This is a genomic window from Rhodococcus sp. AC861, from assembly GCF_979256035.1.
The window spans coordinates 1-287 of the sequence record NZ_CEEDMW010000030.1; the positions used below are offsets into that span (position 1 = coordinate 1).

Below are 287 nucleotides of genomic sequence, written 5' to 3' on the forward strand. Positions count from 1 at the left end.
CTCGCCCGCCGCGAGTCGCGCGGCCTTGTCGTGCCACAACTCACTGAAGCTGCGCGCCATGTGGGCCACTCCGCGGTAGACCTCGTCCATGTCGTTCGCGCCCCCGGTGGCCGAGGCGCTGGCAGCTGCGAGTTCGGTCCAGTACACGAGCTTGCGGCGCTGCTCGTCCGGAAAGTCGAGCAGTGTCGCGAGCATCCGGGAGGTCAGTTCGATGGACACCTTGTCGACCCAGTCGATAGGCTCGTCGACCGGGAGCTCGTCGAGCACCTCCTGCACGCGTGAGCGGA

1 pseudogene is annotated in these 287 nt (G+C 67.6%); it reads right to left on the reverse strand.

Annotated elements, in window-relative coordinates:
• A pseudogene (locus AC0IX4_RS23005) lies at positions 1–287 on the reverse strand (cytochrome P450/oxidoreductase); the annotation flags it as partial.